Genomic DNA, 20,479 nt, shown 5'->3' on the forward strand with positions numbered 1-20,479 from the left:
ATGCCTAAATCAAAATTTGCTACTGGAAACTGTCAGTAAAAAACTATTGCTTTTTAGGAATAACGTTCCTGATTCCACTTTTGCTATAAACAGTATCACCTTTATAACGAGGGATGATATGAATACTAGCGTGCATAATATTTTGACCTGCGGCTCGATTGATGTTCATTCCTACATTAAAACCATCAGGTTCAAATTCTGTTTGGAGAATTTCTTGCACTTTGTTCACCATAAGCCAGCAAGCAGATTGCTCCTTTAATGGCAGTTCAAAATAATTGCTAACATGACGTTTGGGAATAATCAAAACATGACCTTTACTTATAGGATAGCCATCAAAAATAGCATAGGCAGTTGCTGATTCAGTTAATAGTTTGAGAGTTTTATGGGGATTACAGAATATACAATAATTAGATGAATTTCGCTGATGATTATAATGGATATATTCATATAATTCCCGGCGTTCATCTAAACAAACCGAGGGGAAGGGAAGTTTTACAATACACTGATAGGTAGGTTTTTTGTGAACATAATGTTCTCGAAAACCTTCTTTTTTGAGATCCCTCCTTACAGCATAATAAGCTTTACCTCCTGGTTTTAATAGGTGTGATACTTCCATGAGAACATTAGTTTGTTCTTCAATAAATAAAACATTTAAAACATAAAAGCAAATTATTGTATCGAACTTATTATCAGGATATTCTGGAAAATAATAAGGGTCGTAACCTGTAATATCATAACCTTTTTGGCGCAATATCTTAACATCATTCCCAAAGCCACAACCAAAGTCTAGTATTTTGCCTTGTAACAGGTTTTGATTTAATAAAAACTGTGCAGGAAATGACAGATAACTTCTTTCGATCGCAGTCAGATGACTGAATTGATTTTTTTGCTGTTTCATGGAATGAACTTTGGTGCAGATATCCCAAATTTATTATTCCCAGCACCCATTGAGGTTATGCGATCGCAGCTGATAATTTTTAAGGTGAAAACAGGTAACAGTGTCGAGTAAATAGTTCACAAGCTATAATAGCGTAGGCGTAGCCAGCCTTAGGCATCGCTTACAATCCGACTTGAATATATTTCATCAACAATTTGTTCTGTGGTGCGTGTATCTTCCCACGTTCCAAAGGTTTCCATAAATGTGTCTAGCGGATGCGGTTTGGGCTGCTGCTCAGATGAGAGAATGATTTCATTCGCTATCAATTGATTTGCTTCTGGGACTTGCTAGAAGAGAAATTGCGCGATCGCGGCCGATAAGTTTATAATTACTTCAAAATAGGAGATTTTCAAAAGGATAACTTTGCTTCCAACGATAGGTATTAAAGTCACGTTTATCTACTGAAAAAATACGTCCATGCCCTAAATGCTCTGCTAAAATTACTAGGGAAGCATCAGCCAAATCCATTGGAAGATCAGCATATTTTTTCATTAATTCAATAATTCGAGCAGTATGGTGAAGTTCTAAATTAAAAATCGTAAATAATTCTTGTTGCAGACTATTTAGAAAAATAATTTCAGCTTCAACTCCCTTGCGAGTTAGCAAAAGATAACAAGTTTCTGTGACAACAGACCATGTTGTAATTAAAGGTTCATTATATTGTTTTAAAGCTTGTTTTACTCTTTCGTGGTGAGTGTCCTTTTTATCAATAAGAGCTAACCAAAACCCTGTATCAACAATGATCATATTTATTATCTAATGTATTAGATAAAACTTCTTTGTATGTGGTTGATAAATTTTCTTCCACAGAACAACAACCAATTAATCCAATGTCATCAAATTTTTCATAGAGACTTTTTTCCTGACTATGATTTTCTGATTCTGATTGTGGATAACGCTTTTTGAGCAACTGAATAAAATCAAGTAGTAATATTTGAGCTTCTTCTGGTAAAGTATCAATATCTCTAGATATCTCTTCAAATTTAATTACCATAATTAACTGCTAAATTGAGTCTTTTCAGTATTATCCCATTATAAACTACGCGGTGATGGTAGGGTGAGACGTTTGATACGGTGAGCTAGTTGATCACGAGTCAAGTATTATTACTGTTAGATTACTCTATGTTTATAGGCTAAAAAGATACTAAAATACCACTTAGCTGAACTATAAATAGTTCTAGGTATTCTTTGTTTGCCGGAAATTTAGACGTAAATCTAGGAGTAGTTTGTTGTGAGTTTACAAGAAGAAGTTGCTCAGATTTTTAGAAATTGGGGCAGTGGTATGTTGGAAGTTGAACGCAAAGCATTAAGAGAAAAGGCTGCTAAGTATACAGTTGATGATTGGAAAGCAGAACACATAGTATACGTAGCTGGATCTGGTGCATTAACTGGCGCAATTGGAGGCCCCGTAGGGTTAGCAGCAATAGTACCTGATCTTCTTTGGTGTAAAAAAGTAGCCACTCAGGGATGTCTTGGGATTGGTCACATCAAAGGTTACGTTATAGACTATGAAAATGACATGAACATGATCCTAGCTGTTTGGTCAGACTTAGCAGAAGCAACAGTTTCAGTACCAGTTGGAAAAGTAGGGATTAAGGTTTCAAACAAGATACTTCCTAAAGTAGCTGGCAAGGTAGTAGAAAAAGTAATCCTTAAGGGAAGCAGTAAGATTGGGGCGAAACTAGCGGCAAAAGCTGCATCCAAAGCAGCGACAAAACTAACTGCGAAATTAGCCGCAAAAACTGGTGTTGGATGGATTCCGCTAATTGGTGGAGTAGTATCAGCAGGAATCAATTGGTGGTTACTAAAAGGATTGCTAGATGCGGCAGAGACTTACTATAAGAGTGATTACATTGTTTTAAAGGATGATGAGATTTCCTCACTAGCCTAAATAAAAAAATCAGTACGATCGCAAATCTTGTACGGTGCGTTATGATATTTTGATTTTTAATTTTTTTTACAAACATGACTGCAAGTAATTACAGCTAAGTGTAATATTTTTTATTTTTAATAAAAATTAACCAACATGAAAATTTTTTGTTCAATTCTTATTTTAGTGATGCTATATAGCTGCAAAGGCTCTGGCAAACTAGCAGGTGAAATAGCAGAAGGTTTAGGGAAAGGTTTCGCTAATGCCGTAGGTGAATCTATGGTAAAAACTGGTAGCGAAGCTATTGCTAAGTCATTTAGTAATCAGAACAAAGTCTCTAAGCAACAGGCTTTATGGGAAGCAGCTAGTGAGATGAATAAGTCTACACCTATACAAATAGATCAAGAAACTATGCTGAATAACGTTAGTGTAGACGGTAATGGATTAGTTTATAACTATGAATTGATCAACTACTCATCTTTTCAAGTAGATCCAAAACAGCTTGTTTATAATATATCTCCGGTAGTAAAAAATTCTCTCTGTAGCACTCCAGATACAAAAGTTGCTTTGCAAAAAGGTGTATCATTTTCCTATTGTTATTTTGGTAATGATAATAAATTTATCGTGAAATTAATTATAGAGCCAGCAGATTGTGGCTATTAAATTAGTGCGTGCTTACCGATTTTGTCAAATTAAAATAACTACAATCTATATCTGCTTTTTTTTCACAAATCTCACTAAATCCTCAGAATATCCCTAACCTATTTTAAAATAGGTTAGGGATATAAATTTATAGCAATATAGCAAATCCTTAATGCACTAACGCGATCGCTCTTTTTGTCAAAGCTTCCGCAGTCAATCCATTAAACGCCATCAACTCGCCAGCACTGGCTGTAGTTTCGCCACGTTTCCATGCAAAAGTATCGCGCTTGGCTGTACTCCTTAACAGAATTGGTTCTAGCATCCCCGCAGCGCCACCAGTAACGGCAATTAACGCATCGCCATCAAATAATTCGGCAAATGCTGCATCATCCAAGAAACCGCCTTCGGGTTCAGAACAAGTATCCCAAGCAGTATCATGGCTACGGTATAATTGCCGAGGATTGATCACAGAAACAATCTTGACACCAATACCTTCAGTTTCTAAGAAAGCAGCAGCTTCAAATACTGGTATTAATGTTAAATCGCCAATCACAGCAAATACAACTTGCTTATCACCAGCGACTTCATGCAATAGCACAGCACCATCTCGTAACCCTTGACGAGTTTGTTCTAAAGTTGTGCGAATTGGCAATGGTGATTTACTTGCAGTTATCACAATTCCCTTATTTTTAGTTTTCAATGCCCAGTCATAACAGGCTTGAATACTATTAGCATCAGGCGGAAATAATGGGAAAACATTTCCATTTCGCATCAACGAAGCAAAGTAAGCTTCAATTTCTGGACGTTGGTGAGTCCAACCGTTGCGTCCTTGCTCTAATGCGCCAGCTGTGAATAAAGTAATAGTCGAGGGAGTTGGACGGCGCAATTCTGCCATTGCTTGAGTCACAGTTTGCCAAATTGGTAATCCGTTGATGGCAAAAGATTCGTAAGAACACCACAAAGTTCTCGCACCCATTAACGCTAAACCGGCAGCTAAACCGGCACAAGCATCTTCACTCAATGGTTCATAAACTTGTCCGTTTGGTGCTTGGAAATATAAGTCGTCGGTTGTGGGGTGAATAATTTTTAATGCTTGGTTGATGTTGGCAATTCCTGATGCTTCGTTACCATCGGCGTTGGTGACAAGGAAATTCTGATCTTTATTTCCAACTATTCCTACCAATCGTCCCATCGCGGTTGTAGAAACTTTGGGTTCACCACCAACGGCATATTCTTCTAAAGGTAATTCGCCTAGTTCTGGTAATGGTAATTCAAATTCTGTCACCACAGTTTTTGCTGCTGGGCCACCACCGGCACGTTCGGCATTTGTTCTGACTAATTGCCAAGCTTCCGCAGACAAAGCACGGGTTTGCAATGCACTGATAATATGCGGTGCATCCAGCGTATCTTTAGGATAGAGGTTGTGAGATTTTGCACCCCGCGCGTGAACTCCTGCACCTTTGAGTTGTTTAATAATGAAGACGGTAAGTTTACCACCCAATGCAAAACGCGCGGCTTGATCTACACCCGAAAGTACTGCTTGCGTAAATGCTAGACGTTTCTCAAAGGAAAAGGCGGTACTATCAACGTAATCCCCTAGCTGGTTTTGATCGTCGAAATCTTTGGCATCAACTAACACGACTTCATCAAAACCGTTACCTTGCCAATATGCCTGCATCTGTGCATTGGTTTTGAGGGAAACCATGCTGTGATGTTCTTGGCTGTAACCGTTCCATACCAACACCGGTAAAAAGTTGGTGACAGCAGGATAAGCTGTATGGAAATGCGCGATCGCACTTACAATATAAGGCTCACCCAATCCACCATCGCCAACTGTAAAGGGGAACAACTTATCTTTGTGCAAGAGTGCAGCTGCCATTGCAAAGTGTTGCCCTTGTCCCAAAGGCCCCGCAGGTGCAAGAATACCGGGAATGTAACCAGAAAGATGTCCTAAAAGTCCGTGCTTTTCTCGGAAGCGATCGCGCAATTGTTGGACTGTAAAAATTCCCATGTCCTCTAGCGAACGATCCAAGAACATGGCACTATAAAATCCAGGGGCGTGGTGTCCGACTTCAGTAATAATGTTCTTGTATCCCAGCATGACAAGAGATGCGTAAGCTTCTGCTTGGCTGGCAAATCCGCCGGGATGCCCAGAAGCCTTACTACCAGTAACTTGTAAAGTCAGGTAGCGTAAGGCATCGGCAGCAAGTAAAGTTTGATATACTGCATTTGGTTCTGTGGGAGATGCGATCGCAATTTTGCCTGACTCAATAGCAGGTGTAGCACCATAAGTTTCAAAATCTGGTAACGCTTCACCAAAATATTGAATCCCTTCAGAAAAATTGGGAAGCGCTGAAGATGCCTTTGGGGAGATTGCAGTCATGCTGAGTACCTTATTGACGATGAGGTGAAACTGTAGATGCTCGTTGAATTTAACCAAAATTTTACATCTTCGAGGTTGTAACAGTTTATTGCTTTTTTGCAACGTTAGAATAAGTACTTTAAATGGTTACGCAAGCAAAATTTAAATTAGTTTCATACCAATTCTGTATGACAATGCAGATAACAACACTTCTCTGTAATTTCCCCTGAATCAGACAGAACGGTGTAGCTGGTGGGTAAATATATGCAGCTTCACTAAGAAACGGTTTAAGTAGCAAAAAAATATCAAGCAGCAAAAAAATTTATGAAATTCCCAAACGGCCCACAAACTCCAGCAGTTGTACAGATGCTACGCTGGATTGCCAATCCAATGTCATTTATGGAGGCTTGTGCTAAAAGCTATGGCGAGATTTTTACTCTCAGATTAGACAAAAATCTTCCTCCTTTGGTGATTGTCAGCAATCCCCAAGCGCAACAGCAAATTTTAACAAATGATACCAAGGAATTAGAAGCACCCGGCGATCTGAATGATGTGTTTGAACCTTTGCTGGGAAAGCATTCTGTGATTACCATCAGCGGTGCAGAACACCAGCGTCAACGTCAGTTGTTAATGCCTCCCTTTCATGGCGAAAGAATGCGGAACTACAGCCAGGTGATTACCGATGTCACCAAGCAAGTTATCAGCCAATACCAGATAGGTAAACCCTTAAATATTCGGTCTGCAACTCAAGCTATTACCCTGCGGGTGATTATGCAGGCTGTATTTGGTTTATATGAAGGGCCTCGCGCCGAAAAACTACAGCATTTTTTGGGCGATCTTTTAGAAAAGGCCAGTTCTCGCTTAAGTGTGGCTTTGCTTTATTTTCCAGCTTTGCAAAGGGATTTTGGCCCGATTAACTTCTGGGGAAACCAGATGCGCCTTCAGCAAGAAGCTGACGAACTCATCTACGAGGAAATTCGGGAACGTCGAGAACAACCAGATTCATCACGGACAGATATTCTTAGCTTACTCATGGCTGCTAGGGATGAAGCCGGTCAACCGATGACTGATGAAGAGTTGCGCGATGAATTGATGACTTTGTTAGTCGCCGGTCACGAAACCACAGCAACAGCCTTAGCATGGGCCTTATACTGGATTCACAAAATACCATCAGTGCGCCAAAAGCTACTGCAAGAATTAGATAGCTTGGGTAATAATCCAGACCCCAGCACCGTTTTTAAATTACCTTATCTCAACGCTGTTTGTTCTGAGACATTGCGAATTTATCCAGTCGGTATACTAACTTTTCCCAGAAAAGTAAGAACACCGATATCGCTAGGCGGTTATGAATTAGAACCGGGTACAGTCCTCATTGGTTCTATTTATTTAACCCACCACCGAGAAGATATTTATCCAGAACCTAAGCAGTTTAAACCAGAACGTTTTTTAGAACGGCAATTTTCCGCTTATGAATATTTACCCTTTGGGGGTGGTGCAAGGCGTTGTATTGGACTAGCATTTGCCCAGTTGGAAATGAAGCTAGCACTTGCTCAAATCCTTTCTAGTAAGGAATTAGCACTAGTTAATAAAGGTGAAGTGCGACCTAAACGCCGTGGTTTAGTGACAGGCCCAGATCGTCCCATTGAGATGGTTGTTATGAGTCAACAAAAATCGCCGGGAATCCCAGCCCTTCAAGAGGTGTAAGATATCAAGAATTCGTTACATCGAATCGAGCCGATGACGTAATTGGCTACTAAAAGCATCAATTACTGTGACGACTACCAAAAGCACTAACATCATAGTTGTTGCTTTGGTGTACTCGAATCCGTCTATGTAACTTTTCAACTGAAAGCCAATACCACCTGCACCAACTACACCCAAGACAGAAGCAGCACGAATGTTGTACTCAAACATCCAGAAGGTATAACCTAATCCCAGCGGTAGCACTTGCGGGAGAATGCCGTATTGAGCAATCTGTAGCTTGGAGGCTCCGATAACTTGCAAAGATTCAAGAGAACGCGGATCAACCGCTTCAATTGCCTGTTGATAAAATTTGGCAAGGTAGCCGATGGTGTAGATTCCCAAAGCTAAAGTTCCTGCTGGTGCGCCTAAGCCAGTGGCGGCAACAAACATTAGCCCTAGAATAATTGAGGGAACAGAACGTACAGTATTTTGCAGCAAATTAGCTAGCGATCGCAACCACCCAGGCGCAATATTGCTGGCGCTAGCGATCGCAATTGGTACAGAAAGAATTGCTCCAATGGTAGTTCCCCATAAAGACATCTGTACAGTTTCAATTAGCGCCTTAACTGCAATATCTAAAACTTTCCAATCGGGAGGAAATAACCGAGTAATAAAATCGGTGATGTATGGCCAGCTAGAACGCAGCAGTTCAAAATCGAGTTTGAGTCCTCGCAAAGCCCAACCATAAACTACCACAACAATTAATAAGATGAGTACAGAACTCAGCCAAGGGTAGAAGCGTAAGCGTTTTAATTTAAAGAAGGAACTCATAGTGTATTGAAGAAGAATTCAGAATTCAGAATTCAGGAGTCAGAATGCAATACTGTTTGGTTTAGACAAGAGACGCGATAAATCGCCGTCTCTACAAAAGATTGATTATTGTAGAGACGGCGATTCATCGCGTCTTTTTTGTGAAATCAAATCCCACTCAAGCGGAAACTTTAGCAAATTGAGCTTGTAAGTTGTCACAAAATCCTTGGTAAACGACGCGTCCAGCATCTAAGACGATCGCTTGCCCTGCGTATTTTTCTGCGATTCCCAAATCGTGCAAAACTGCGACAATTGTCATGCCTTGTTGAGTGTGCAATTGGGATAGAGTTTCCATAACTTGTTGCGATGCCACAACATCTAAGCCAGTGATGGGTTCATCGACTAAGAGAATTTGCGGTGATTGAATTAAAGTCCGAGCGATCGCTACTCGTTGTTGCTGTCCACCGCTTAATTGACTGGTTTTTTGAAAAGCTAACTCTCCGAGTCCTAACTGTTCTAATAAATTTAGTGCCAACATGCGATCGCGTTTGGAAAATCCCAACAATGTTTGCCAAGTTGTTCTTTTACCAAGGCATCCGCACAAGACATTTTCCAGTGCTGATAACTGTCGAATCAATCCGCCACCTTGAAATAACATGCCAACATCGCGCCGAATTTTTGGCAGTGTTCGGGAATTCATCTCAACATTATTGACGATCAATTCTCCTCTCACTGATGGCACTAATCCAACTAGCGATCGTAGCAATGTAGACTTTCCAGCACCGTTTAACCCCAGCAAAACGACAAATTCACCCCGTTTAATCTGGCAATTAATCCCGTTGAGAATAGGACGATTGAGAGATGGAGTATAAGCTGTCTCTAGGTTATGACACTCGATAACATAATCATTCATAGAAATTTATTGAACAGAATTCAGGAGTCAGGAGTCAGGAATCAGAATAGGCTAAACCTTAGCTATCCGCTAACAGAATGAATTTTGACCGAAAAAGCGGATAGCGCCGCGTCTCGTAGAGAGTGTCAAGATTGGTAAGTTCTGAATTCTGAATTCTGAATTCTGAATTCTAAATTATGGTTCAATGCCAGCAATTTGCAGAGCGTCACGGATAGTTGCTAGATGACGATCGTGGTTAATTCGCACTAATTCTGTGGAATTATACAAATCGCTTAACAACTTATTATTTTGCGACTGATTTAATTTCAGTAAAGCGTTGATGATTTTTTCCCGTGTTGGGGCTGGAACATCATCATCAATAGCAATACCGTGGGCAGGTACACCATTAATTTTGTGCAGAACCCGTAACTGACTTTTCTCTTCGGCGGTGATATAAGGTGGATTCAGAGCATATTCTGACACAACAGCCACATCAGCTTGACCGCGCACAACGGCTTGCAAAGCTTTGCTGTAATTGCCACCGTAAGAAACTTGACTAAAGAAATCATCTAAGCGATCGCGGTTGGGTACAAATTTTTGTTTGACCAATTCAGCCACAGGGATAATAAACCCAGAGCCAGAAGTAGGGGAAGTAAAAGCAATTTTCTTACCCCGCAGTTGTTCTAAAGTGGCTTTAGCTGAATTTTGAGTTTTTAGGGGACTATTCTTGGGGACAACAAATGTTGAGCTATAGGTGTATCTTCCAGAATAAGTGGAACGAACTTCGGCTAGATACAAACTGGCGTTTGCTAATTGTTTCGCTTTCAAAGCCGGACGGCTACTTAAAAAAGCGACATCAGCCCGATTTGCTCTCAAAGCTTCCACAGCAGCCGTATCATCACCAACTTGTGCAACGACTGGAATTCCTAACTCTTTCGATAAAAAAGCTCCTACCGCATTTGCTTTATTTTGCAAGTCTGTAGAATCAGCACGACTGGGAAAAACTATTGTTAAAGTCTTCAGCCCTTGAGCAAGTAAGTGTGGTGTTTGTTGATTAGCTGTAGGGTTGGCGATCGTTGCCTGCATAGTCCCTACTGTGCTGACGACTAAACCTGTAAGCACTGCAAATGCCGCGCCAGCACCCAATAACCTCTTTTTTCTCACACTCATTTGTAACTCTCCATTAGGAAGTTTTCTCAGTTCTTTTGCTAATTAATTTCAATTAGTCCTTAAAAAGGATTTATAGCTTTTAAGAACAAAAGTCAATAATAAAGCTTAGTTTGTTTGGAAAGTTGTAGGCTTTTTTTGTGAGTGTATTGGCACTAACCGCTAATTACAGCGATCGCATCAATTTCTACCAACACATCTTTAGGTAAGCGTGATACTTGCACACAAGCCCGTGCTGGGGCTGTATCTTCCGGGAAATATTTAGCATAAATGGCATTCACCGCCGCGAAATCATTCATATCAGCTAAAAATACAGTGGTCTTTACCACATCCTGAAAAGTCGCCCCGGCTGCTGTGAGAATGGCTTCAAGATTAGCTAATACCTGCTCAGTTTGCTTTTTGACATCATCAGTGTAGACGACATCACCAAGGCGGGGATCGATGGCAATTTGTCCAGCAATGAATACAAATTGACCTGAAGCTGCGATCGCTTGATTATAAGGGCCCACTGGTGCGGGTGCTTTATCAGTATTAATTACTTTACGGGTCATAGATATTACTTTCTCTAACGATGTTTCCTGTTTACCGATTTCCGCTTCAACTGCGATCGGTTTGTAAACCTCTCCATCTGGCATTATCGCACCAGTTAGGTCTGCATTTTTAAAGGTTGCTCCGTAGATATTTGCGCCAGTTAAATTTGCCTTCTTTAGGTTTGCCTCGTTTAGATTCGCGTTCATCAAATCTACTTTTTGCAGTTCTGCTTTCTCTAAATTTGCCCCTTTTAGACAGACTTTTCTAAAATTTACGCCTATAAGATTTGCTGAACTTAGATTAGCCTCAGTCAGATTCATTCCAGACAAATCCTTTTCCTGCCAATGAACGCCCCCAATCGTGGCTCCCTGTAAAATAGTGTCTTTGAGTTTCACATAAGTTAGGTTTGCTTGACTCAAATCAGATCCAAACAAGTTAGCCCCACTTAAATTAGCATCACTAAGATTAGCTCTAACAAATTTTGCTTCATTTAAGGATGCGTCGGTTAAGTTTGCGGAATTGAGTATAGCATCACTTAAGTTTGCCTTATCTAGGTTTGCTTTACTCAAGTTTGCTTTACTCAAGTTTGCTTTACTCAAGTTTGCATTATCCAGATTAGCGTTACTGAAATTAGCACTATTCAGGACTGCTTCACTAAAGTTTGTATTCTTCAAGTTAGCGTTACTTAAGTTTCCACTACTGATATTTGCCTTACTGAAGTCAGCACAAATTAAATCTGCCCAACTCAAATTTAAACTAGAACTTTCCACCAAACCACTTAAATTTGCACCTGTCAAAGATGCCCTGGTGAGGTTTGTACTTTTGAGACATGCCTTGCTCAGGTTGGCATTATTTAAATCCGCTCCCGTCAAATCTGCACTTGTTAGGTCTATCCCACTCAGATTTACACCTTTGAGGTCTACTCCTCTCAGATTTACTGAATCAAACTTTCGCTGACCTTTTGCATATTGTTTTAAAAGTTCTTCAGCATCCATAATGCACCTTTAAATACCACTGACACAGTATAATCACAAAAACTTTGTGTCACAGGTATTCTTCTCTCCTCTTCTCTCTGCGCTCTCTGCGCCTCTGCGGTTCGTCCCTTTACCCCAACCTCTAATGTATCCCAATAATACGATCAGGTCAGCATCGCGATCGCACTCGTATAATACTGTTACAACAGACTGCAAAATATCATTTATGAATATTCAAGAACTACTACTCCAAGAAATTGAATCATCCTCAGATGTTCTACTAGCCCAAACACTAGATTTTTTGCGTTTTCTCAAGACAAAACCAACAACCGAGGAAATATGTCTTGACCTGTCAATGGAAAAAAATGATGATACTTCCAATCATCAAACAAAACCGGACATACAGGAAGCAACACCAAATTATTAGAGGCTCGAAAGCAGAAGACTGATCATTTTTGGAGAAACAAACATCATTCGTCGGTTACAAGATCATCTCTCTGCGCCTCTGCGGTAGCCTGCGGCAAGCTGCTGACGCTCCTTCTCTGCGAGACGCTGCGCGAACGTCGCTACCGCTTCGTTAATGCGTCTACGTTCCTCTTACCCCAACCTCGGACGTATCCCATAATGCCGATATCGCCAATAATCGCGCAAAATGCGATCGTGGTCAAAACATAAATTACCAGGCACACACCAATACTCAAAAATCCCTACACCCTTAGCATCATCGCCAGCCTTTGGTTCACCCTTAGCTGTCGCCAAAAACACAATACTAATTGTATGCTGACGCGGATCGCGATCGGGGTCAGAATACACCAGTAATTGTTCAACCAACTCCACCTGTAAACCTGTCTCTTCTTCAGCTTCTCGCCGCGCCGCCACTTCCACAGCTTCGCCATAATCTACAAAGCCACCAGGAATAGCCCAACCTAAAGGTAGATTATGTCTTTCAATTAACACTATTGGCCGATGAGGTCGATCTACTAGTTCAATGATGATATCAACTGTTGGTGTAGGATTTCGATAAGTCATAGTTATTTAGTCATTGGTCATTGGTCATTAGTCATTAGTCATTAGCCAAGGACAAAGGACAAATGACAAACAAAATGAGTTTACTTGATTTCCTCTGCAAATACCGTTCAGTGATAAATTCGATGCGACGATCGCATCGCGTCTCCATCAGACAATTGCCCCCTCTCATAATTAAGGTTACTTATGCCTTTTCCTAGATCCAGTGGCATTTTGCTGCATCCTACTTCCTTTCCCAGTCGATTTGGCGTTGGGGATTTAGGCTTAGAAGCCTATCGCTTCATTGATTTTCTCAAAGAAAGCCATCAACAATATTGGCAAGTTTTACCCCTGGGCCCCACTGGATACGGTAATTCCCCATATATGTGCTACTCAGCAATGGCGGGAAATCCCCTGCTCATTAGCCCAGAAAAACTCCTAGAAGAGGGTTTACTATCTGAAGAAGACTTTGCTAATTTACCAGGATTTCCGGCAGAAAAGGTAGATTTTGAGCAGGTTGTACCGATTAAAAATGGGCTACTCAAAAAAGCCTGTGAAAACTTTAGAGCCAATGCTACGCCTATCCAGCATAAAGAGTTTGAAGGCTTTTGCGACAGTAAAGCCTATTGGTTAGATAATTACGCCTTATTTATGGCGCTGAAAGACGCTAATAATGGAGCAAGCTGGCATACATGGGAGCCTGAATTTGTCAAGCGAGAACCAGAAGCATTAGCTCAGGCAGAAAGCCGACTCAACGGAGATATTTTTTATTACAAGTTCATCCAATTTGAGTTTTTTCGGCAGTGGTCAGACCTGAAAAACTACGCGAACATGCGGGGCATTGACATTATCGGCGATATTCCAATCTATGTAGCTCATGATAGTGCCGATGTTTGGGCGCATCCCAATATCTTTTGCTTAGACGAAGAGACGGGAGAAGTTGCCCAAATGGCAGGAGTTCCACCAGATTACTTTAGTGCCACCGGTCAATTGTGGGGAAACCCGGTTTATAACTGGGAGGAACTGCAAAAACAAGACTTTAAATGGTGGGTACAGCGCTTTGAGGCCATGCTGGATTATGTCGATATAATTCGCATTGACCACTTTCGGGGCTTCGAGGCATATTGGTCAGTACCCAAAGGTGAAGAAACTGCTATTAATGGCGAATGGGTGGAAGCACCTGGAGACGCTTTTTTTGAAGCGATCAAACAAAAGTTGGGCAAGCTACCCGTCTTAGCGGAAGATTTGGGAGTAATTACACCAGGGGTAGAAGCGCTGCGAGACAAGTATGAATTTCCGGGAATGAAAATTTTGCAGTTTGCCTTTGGTTCAGATCCCGCTAATCCATTTTTACCATTCAATTACTCGCGGAATGCTGTAGTTTATACTGGAACTCACGATAATGACACAACCATAGGCTGGTTCAACACAGCTAACGACTACGAAAAGCAAAATTTATGGCTGTATTTAGGTTGTATCAGCCCTGAAGGCGTCCACTGGGATTTAATTCGCCTAGCGTTGAGTTCCATCGCTAACCAAGCGATTATTCCTTTGCAAGATATTTTGGGATTAGGAAACGAAGCGCGGATGAATTTTCCCAGTGTTGCTGAGGGTAACTGGGAATGGCGCTATCTAGAAGGAGCCTTGAGAGATGAATGGCGCGATCGCTTAAAAGTTCTGACTAGACTTAATGGACGCGCCCCAGAAGCCCAGTAAGGAGTAGGGAATGGGGAGATGAGGGAGCAGGGGAGAAGAATTTTCCCCTCCGCCCCCCGCACCTCTGCCTCTTTTCAATGCCCAATGCCCCATTCCCTATATTTCAAAACTTAGGCTTGGCAGCAATCCTAACTTCTTCCTCTTTCCCTGGTTCTCCCATTTCTTTAGCTTTCTCCTGATTGACACTCATCAAAACACCGCCAGCATTATCAGTTTTCACTGTCAATTGCTCTTGGGCTTTCCAAATTCGATGAGTTCCCTCTGGCAGAATACCCTCAAACTCGGTTTTGCCATCGGCTACTACCCGAATCCAAGATGAGGCTTTCAAGGTGACACCAATCTGTACAACCTGTTCCTTTTGAACGCCGCTCAGGTTGTCGCTGACGGGTTGTACCTCCATTGACTCTTTTAGTTGAGCTAATTCTGGTTTGACAACAGACTTTTGTTTGGGATATGGCTGGTTTTGGCTATTACTTGCTTGTAGTACCGCGTTATTTAATAACTGAGATAAGCCATTTACAGAGCAGACTATTAGCAATATGTAAAGAAAGTAAAGATGAATTGGACGTAGTTGAGCAAGGGGTGAAGTATTCCCAATACCTTGAGAGTTCACTTTTGCAGAACTGATTGGAAAAGTGCCAGAAAATTCTACTCCATTCAAGCCTAGAGCTTCTGCAAATTGCCTAATCAAACCCTGAATATAGACTGGTTCTGGCAGATCATTTAAATTACCTTCTTCGATCGCTTGCAATAATCGCCGAGGAATTCTGGTCAATACAACCACTTGCTCTAGAGAAAGACCCTGTTCTTGCCGTAATGCCCAAAGTTGAGCGCCTAATTCTGCCAACTTTTCGGCTCGTTGTTCCTCTAATGAAAGTGATGGCTGGTGATTATTCTTCTGTCTTAGCCATTTCATGTCTACTGACACTCCTTAATTCCGCTGAATCTTTAATAGGTTGCGTTATTTGCCCTTGCAAAAAGTGAATCTCATGATCTTTGAGGGAACGATATTTACCCTCTGACAAAAAGGGTTCCTTTAGAGTTTGTAATTGAATTGGGCCGATAGCAGTCCGATGCAGCTTAATGACTGGATATCCTAACTGTTGAGCTATACGGCGAATTTGGCGATTTCTTCCCTCCTGCAACACTATTTCTAAAAAGCTTTGCTCGGCACGGTGTTCGATTAGACGTACCTTAGCGGCCCTAGTTTTTCTACCCTCCAACATCACACCCTGACGCCACTTTTGGAGTACTGTTTCTGGTGGGTGTCCTTTGACCAAAACATGATATGTCTTGGAAATGCTATGGCGGGGATGGGTTAATCCAAATGTCAGTTCTCCGTCATTAGTCAGGATTAATGCTCCTGTGGAGTCTGCATCTAGACGGCCAACTGGGTGAATACCTGAACCCTCCCGTAATTCTTTCGGTAGTAGATCCAGAACTGTTGGTCTGTGGTGAGGGTCGTAGCAAGTCGAAACGACTCCCGCTGGTTTGTGCAGCAATAGATATATTAAAGCCGGACGCTGCTTTTCGGATACGGGTTTACCATCGATAGCGATCGCATCTTTTTCGGGATCAACTTTTTGACCTAAATGTGCCAATACTCCATTGATCCGTACTCGTGAATGCCTAATCATTTCTTCGGCTTCGCGACGTGAGGCGATACCCCATTGAGCAATAATTTTTTGTAACCGTACCTCCATGTGGAAATTGCTTATTTACTGTTAACAATTAAATGATATTTGCATTTTGTAGCGAGTAGGCATAAATGTTACATTTAAGGCTTATTTAATTTCTGTTCAGTCGTTGAACAAATACCCATAAACAGATTGGTTAAATGCCAGAGCAAAATTCCCAAACAACAAATGCAAATAAAATCCGCATAATTACGCAGGTATTAACAACAGCAGTCAAGCTTTGGTTAAGAGCGCAAGTCAGCCAAATATCAGAATTAGAAGTGGAGATCAAAACGAGCGATCGCCAACTTCTCTCTGGGCGCATCCCTTCGGTATCTATTTTTGCTACTCATGCAGTTTATCAAGGTCTCCAGATTACACAAATTAAATTAACAGCAGAAAATATTCGGATAAACATTGGCTCCGTACTCAAGGGAAAACCCTTGCGACTGTTAGAAACAGTACCAGTGGTTGGCAATTTAATCATAGACGAGAAGGATCTCAATGCTTCTCTCTCATCTAACTTATTATCGACTGCTTTGAGCGATCTACTGGTTAAGGTTTTACCGACACATTACCCACAGACACAACCAATTAATTGGCAAGAAATTCTTCTGGGGAACAACCAAATTATACTGCGAGGTTTGAGAGTAACCAATAGTGAAACAACGCCTCTAGAGATTTGTCTGGGCTTACAGTTACTCAGTGGACATGAGTTGCAAGTGGCACTGATTCCAATCCAGCCTGCCCAAGCAGATATGTTAGAGGACAATCATGAGTACAATCTGGATCTTGGCTCAGATGTCGATATCCAAGAAATAACACTGATCCCAGGCAAGTTGGTCTGTCGTGGGAGGATTAACGTTAATCCTTGATGATGACAGATTTAAAAATATTAATACCGTAGACTAGGGACTGGGGACTAGGAAAAAGTTTTCCAAATACCCAATACCCAATGCCTTATACCCAATGCCTTATAGTAGTGGCAAAAGCAATGTCACGAAATAATAAACCAAAGGAGCGGTGAAAATATAACTATCGGTACGGTCTAAAATACCACCGTGACCAGGGATTAATTGTCCAGAATCTTTAACTCCAGCATCTCGCTTGAGCATAGATTCAGTGAGATCCCCTAAAAGACTAGCAATACCAATCAGCAAACCCAATGCTAAACCAGTGAAAGGGGAACTTGGCAAGTGGAGATAATAGGCTCCTGCTACGGCTACAGCAACACTTGAAGTAATGCCAAAGACAGCACCTTCTACAGTTTTTTTCGGGCTAATGTCAGACAGACGGGTTTTTCCAAAGAATTTGCCAATGGTATAAGCACCGATATCGGCTGCCCAAATACACAAAAAAGTTAGCAGTGTTGCTGTAAAACCTTGTGGTAGAGAAGCGGAATTTGCCTTCTCCCAGAAATCTATCCAGTTTGTGGGCCAGTAGCCTCCAAAAGGGAGATTACTAAAAGCAGCACTATCAATTGCTCGTAACCGCACCCAGTAACTTGGTAAATAACCTACATAAAATAGCCCCATAATGGAAGCGGAAACATCAGCGATCGTGGCAAATTTGGGTTGAAACAGCAGGTAAAAACAAATCAGTGTTCCAGCTATTGGCATCACAGCATCAGCTAAACTGCCATCTAGAGTGCAAATTACCAGCAATACTTGGCTAGCAGCCATTGTGGTTTTAGCAGCAGGAACTATACCTCTGGATCGCACCAAATTAAAATATTCCTGTTGTCCCAAAAAGACGATAACCGCAAACATGATGGTAAAGTACCAACCACCCAAAAGGGTAACTGAAAGAGCAAGAGCGATCGCAACAATTCCACTAATAATCCGAGACCAAGGCATAGAAGTATTGGGTACTGGGTACTGGGGATTGGGTATTGGGTATTGGGGATTGGGTATTGGGGATTGAGAAGAGACAAGGTAGACAAGGTAGAGGGGGAGATAAGGGAGAGACTTGTTCAATAATTCCCCCTTGTCCCCCTTGTCTCCTCGTTTCCCCCAGTCCCTAGTTCCCAGTCCCCAGTCCCTAGTCCAGTTTCTCACCACTGAGGATAAAAATGGGATCAACGGCGGTAAAGCTTTGAGAAAAGCCGCGCGTCTCTAAGCGGTTAACCGCAGATTGGACGACTTCGATATTTCTAGCCCTTAACAGAGAAAAGCTCTGAGAAATAGCATATAGACTTTCTAGATTAGCAGCTGTGGCTACAACCCGACCGGATGGCGGCAAATAATGCCAAGCTGCTTGCAGTATTTCCTGAATGGGGCGTCCTCCCTCGATACAAATACGGTGAGGGGCAACTTTAAGATCGTGTAAACACTCTGGGGCGCTTCCTTCAATTACTTCGACATTTTTCACATCAAAGCGATCGCAGTTACGCTTGATCAAATTAGCTACTTCTTCATCCCTTTCGATAGCGATAATCTGTCCACCTGGACACAATAGCCCCACTTCGACCGGAATTGTACCCGTCCCTGCGCCAATATCCCACAGCACGGAATCTGATTTTAGCCGCAGTTGGGAAATTAATAGCAGTCGGACTTCTCGCTGACTCAGGGGAATTCCTGGCAAATGTTCAAATAATTCATCGGGAATACCAGGGGTAATATAAGGCCAAAGTTGGGAGGGCATAGAATTACGCAATTATACTAAAGATATTGATTTGCCATATTGAAGAGCTATAAGCTATAAAACTTTTCAACGGTAGCATTATAAGAAAACATAATGATTGGCGAAATATTAGGCGAACGCTACGAAGTTCAGCAGCTACTAGGAAAAAAAGCAGGGCGGCGGACGCTATTAGCTCGTGATTTGCAAACTCAGGAATTAGTTGTCATCAAGTTACTCTCTTTTAGTAGTGACTTTGAGTGGGATTCACTCAAGTTGTTCGAGCGAGAAGCTGAAACTTTAAAAAACCTAGCACATCCCTCAATTCCTGGCTATTTAAACTATTTTGAGGTAAATCTACCAACCATCAAAGGATTTGCTCTAGTACAAACTTATATCCCTGCACAAACTTTAGAGCAATGTTTACAAACTGGACGGACTTTTACAGAAATTGAAGTCAAAGAGATAGCTAAAGCACTTTTAGAGATTCTCATTTACCTACATGAGCTACATCCGCCTGTAATTCATCGTGATATTAAGCCTAGCAATATTTTATTGGGCGATCGCTCTGGTAATAATGTCGGTCAAGTTTATTTGGTAGATTTTGGCTCAGTACAAACCGTCTTGGCTACCGAAACCGGGACAAGAACTGTAGTCGGAACTTATGGCTATATGCCACCAGAGCAATTTGGCGGACGCACTGTTGCAGCATCAGACCTTTATAGTTTAGGTGCAACCTTAATTTATTTAATGACAGGTACTCATCCAGCCGATTTACCCCAAAAGGATTTTCGGATTCAGTTTGAACAAGCGGCTAATCTCAGTCCCAGCTTTAGCAATTGGTTAAAGTGGATGATTGAACCTAGTTTAGAACGGCGTTTGAGTTCTGCGAGTGCTGCACTGGCCGCTTTAGAAAAACCACAACCGACAAACCTGCCTACTTTAGTTGTTGGCAAACCAGATGGGAGTAAGATTCAACTAACCAAAAATGGGGATTCTCTAGAAATTATCATTCCACCTGCTGGTTTTGATTTATCAATAGTATTCACAGGTTTATTTGCGATCGTCTGGAATTCATTTATCCTCTTTTGGACACTTGGCGCACTCTCAGCACCTTTTCCTGTCAACATCCCCTTTGCTTTGTTCTCGCTTCCATTTTGGGGTGCTGGCTTGATGATGGTGTATAAATTTCTCTTTCATTTATTTGGACGCATCTGCTTACGCCTGAATCCCAAACAAATTGCCTTAACCTGGGAGTTGTTTAGTTGGAAATTTTATCGTCCCCGTGCATCATCAAGACAAAGTATTAATAAGTTAGTTTACATTCCCAAACATTTTACTAAAGATTCTGAAGGTACTAGAATTGCCGTTCCTGCACAATTGGATATTTGGGTAGGAGTAAAAAAATATCAACTTGGTGGTAGTGGTGGTGCGATTAAATCGGAAGCGGAACTGGAATGGCTAGCTCAGGAATTAAGCGATTGGTTAGATTTGCCAATTACCAATCCAATTAGAAGTTAGTTGCGCTCATCAATGGCTAACTTATGGTATGTGAGCCATCAATGTCTATATTTAATTACAGATGCCTTAGAGGA

General features: G+C 41.5%; 21 protein-coding genes. 7 read left to right on the forward strand and 14 right to left on the reverse strand.

Features of this window, described 5'->3' with window-relative positions; translation table 11 throughout:
- Positions 1-43: 43 nt before the first annotated feature.
- The 4 genes from V7L07_RS15400 to V7L07_RS15415 all read right to left on the reverse strand — a co-directional run bounded on the left by V7L07_RS15400 (position 44) and on the right by V7L07_RS15415 (position 1,931).
- Complete coding sequence (locus V7L07_RS15400; RefSeq protein ID WP_335059194.1) at positions 44-898, reverse strand: HIT family protein; 855 nt, start codon at positions 896-898, stop codon at positions 44-46.
- Positions 899-1,047: 149 nt separating this feature from the next.
- The gene (locus V7L07_RS15405) at positions 1,048-1,203 is read right to left on the reverse strand and encodes a hypothetical protein (RefSeq protein WP_335059196.1); all 156 of its coding nucleotides are present in this window, start codon (positions 1,201-1,203) and stop codon (positions 1,048-1,050) included.
- Positions 1,204-1,270: 67 nt separating this feature from the next.
- Positions 1,271-1,684 (reverse strand): type II toxin-antitoxin system VapC family toxin, encoded by a 414-nt coding sequence (locus tag V7L07_RS15410; protein WP_335059198.1) that lies wholly within the window; start codon positions 1,682-1,684, stop codon positions 1,271-1,273.
- Positions 1,671-1,931, reverse strand: a complete 261-nt coding sequence (locus V7L07_RS15415) for a DUF2281 domain-containing protein (RefSeq protein WP_335059200.1) — start codon at positions 1,929-1,931, stop codon at positions 1,671-1,673. The genes V7L07_RS15410 and V7L07_RS15415 overlap by 14 nt, the downstream gene beginning before the upstream one ends.
- Before the next feature lie 237 nt (positions 1,932-2,168).
- Here V7L07_RS15415 and V7L07_RS15420 point away from each other — a divergent pair, with 237 nt between their 5' ends.
- Positions 2,169-2,828, forward strand: coding sequence for a hypothetical protein (locus V7L07_RS15420; protein ID WP_335059202.1), 660 nt, complete (start codon positions 2,169-2,171; stop codon positions 2,826-2,828).
- Between the two features lie 135 nt (positions 2,829-2,963).
- Positions 2,964-3,470: a hypothetical protein gene (locus V7L07_RS15425; RefSeq protein ID WP_335059204.1), complete on the forward strand. Its 507-nt coding sequence runs from the start codon at positions 2,964-2,966 to the stop codon at positions 3,468-3,470.
- Between the two features lie 148 nt (positions 3,471-3,618).
- On the opposite strand, the gene V7L07_RS15430 is transcribed toward V7L07_RS15425, so the two are convergent.
- Positions 3,619-5,832 (reverse strand): phosphoketolase, encoded by a 2,214-nt coding sequence (locus V7L07_RS15430; RefSeq protein ID WP_335059206.1) that lies wholly within the window; start codon positions 5,830-5,832, stop codon positions 3,619-3,621.
- Between the two features lie 303 nt (positions 5,833-6,135).
- Here V7L07_RS15430 and V7L07_RS15435 point away from each other — a divergent pair, with 303 nt between their 5' ends.
- Positions 6,136-7,515 carry a cytochrome P450 gene (locus V7L07_RS15435; RefSeq protein ID WP_335059208.1) on the forward strand — a complete coding sequence of 460 codons (1,380 nt, stop codon included), beginning with the start codon at positions 6,136-6,138 and terminating at the stop codon, positions 7,513-7,515.
- Positions 7,516-7,530: 15 nt separating this feature from the next.
- On the opposite strand, the gene phnE is transcribed toward V7L07_RS15435, so the two are convergent.
- The 4 genes from phnE to V7L07_RS15455 all read right to left on the reverse strand — a co-directional run bounded on the left by phnE (position 7,531) and on the right by V7L07_RS15455 (position 11,889).
- The gene (gene phnE / locus V7L07_RS15440; protein WP_335059210.1) at positions 7,531-8,325 is read right to left on the reverse strand and encodes a phosphonate ABC transporter, permease protein PhnE; all 795 of its coding nucleotides are present in this window, start codon (positions 8,323-8,325) and stop codon (positions 7,531-7,533) included.
- 157 nt (positions 8,326-8,482) lie between these two features.
- Positions 8,483-9,217, reverse strand: coding sequence for a phosphonate ABC transporter ATP-binding protein (locus V7L07_RS15445; RefSeq protein ID WP_335059212.1), 735 nt, complete (start codon positions 9,215-9,217; stop codon positions 8,483-8,485).
- 174 nt (positions 9,218-9,391) lie between these two features.
- A complete protein-coding gene (locus tag V7L07_RS15450; protein WP_335059214.1) occupies positions 9,392-10,366 on the reverse strand; it encodes a phosphate/phosphite/phosphonate ABC transporter substrate-binding protein in 975 nt (324 codons plus the stop codon).
- A 152-nt stretch (positions 10,367-10,518) separates the two neighbouring features.
- Positions 10,519-11,889, reverse strand: a complete 1,371-nt coding sequence (locus tag V7L07_RS15455) for a Rid family detoxifying hydrolase (RefSeq protein WP_335059216.1) — start codon at positions 11,887-11,889, stop codon at positions 10,519-10,521.
- Between the two features lie 205 nt (positions 11,890-12,094).
- On the opposite strand from V7L07_RS15455, the gene V7L07_RS15460 reads away from it, so the two are divergent.
- On the forward strand, positions 12,095-12,295 hold the full coding sequence (locus tag V7L07_RS15460) for a hypothetical protein (protein WP_335059218.1): 201 nt from the start codon (positions 12,095-12,097) through the stop codon (positions 12,293-12,295).
- Positions 12,296-12,465: 170 nt separating this feature from the next.
- Here the strand turns inward: V7L07_RS15460 and V7L07_RS15465 are convergent, their stop codons facing one another.
- A complete protein-coding gene (locus V7L07_RS15465) occupies positions 12,466-12,897 on the reverse strand; it encodes an NUDIX hydrolase (protein WP_335059220.1) in 432 nt (143 codons plus the stop codon).
- Between the two features lie 183 nt (positions 12,898-13,080).
- On the opposite strand from V7L07_RS15465, the gene malQ reads away from it, so the two are divergent.
- A complete protein-coding gene (malQ, locus tag V7L07_RS15470; RefSeq protein WP_335059222.1) occupies positions 13,081-14,589 on the forward strand; it encodes a 4-alpha-glucanotransferase in 1,509 nt (502 codons plus the stop codon).
- A 103-nt stretch (positions 14,590-14,692) separates the two neighbouring features.
- Here malQ and V7L07_RS15475 read toward each other — a convergent pair whose 3' ends face one another.
- Positions 14,693-15,505: a helix-turn-helix domain-containing protein gene (locus tag V7L07_RS15475; protein ID WP_335059224.1), complete on the reverse strand. Its 813-nt coding sequence runs from the start codon at positions 15,503-15,505 to the stop codon at positions 14,693-14,695.
- Entirely contained in the window at positions 15,480-16,292 is an 813-nt protein-coding gene (locus tag V7L07_RS15480; protein WP_335059226.1) for a pseudouridine synthase, read from the reverse strand. Before V7L07_RS15480 ends, V7L07_RS15475 begins: the two co-directional genes overlap by 26 nt.
- A gap of 134 nt (positions 16,293-16,426) precedes the next feature.
- Between V7L07_RS15480 and V7L07_RS15485 the strand changes: the two genes are divergently transcribed.
- Entirely contained in the window at positions 16,427-17,140 is a 714-nt protein-coding gene (locus V7L07_RS15485) for an LmeA family phospholipid-binding protein (protein WP_335059228.1), read from the forward strand.
- 99 nt (positions 17,141-17,239) lie between these two features.
- On the opposite strand, the gene V7L07_RS15490 is transcribed toward V7L07_RS15485, so the two are convergent.
- Both V7L07_RS15490 and cbiT read right to left on the reverse strand, forming a co-directional pair.
- Positions 17,240-18,121: a phosphatidate cytidylyltransferase gene (locus V7L07_RS15490; RefSeq protein ID WP_335059230.1), complete on the reverse strand. Its 882-nt coding sequence runs from the start codon at positions 18,119-18,121 to the stop codon at positions 17,240-17,242.
- Positions 18,122-18,305: 184 nt separating this feature from the next.
- The gene (cbiT, locus tag V7L07_RS15495; RefSeq protein WP_179068373.1) at positions 18,306-18,908 is read right to left on the reverse strand and encodes a precorrin-6Y C5,15-methyltransferase subunit CbiT; all 603 of its coding nucleotides are present in this window, start codon (positions 18,906-18,908) and stop codon (positions 18,306-18,308) included.
- Between the two features lie 93 nt (positions 18,909-19,001).
- Here cbiT and V7L07_RS15500 point away from each other — a divergent pair, with 93 nt between their 5' ends.
- The gene (locus V7L07_RS15500; RefSeq protein WP_335059232.1) at positions 19,002-20,405 is read left to right on the forward strand and encodes a serine/threonine protein kinase; all 1,404 of its coding nucleotides are present in this window, start codon (positions 19,002-19,004) and stop codon (positions 20,403-20,405) included.
- Positions 20,406-20,479: the final 74 nt, after the last annotated feature.

This window comes from Nostoc sp. (assembly GCF_036916985.1).
In the GTDB taxonomy this organism is placed as follows: domain Bacteria; phylum Cyanobacteriota; class Cyanobacteriia; order Cyanobacteriales; family Nostocaceae; genus Nostoc.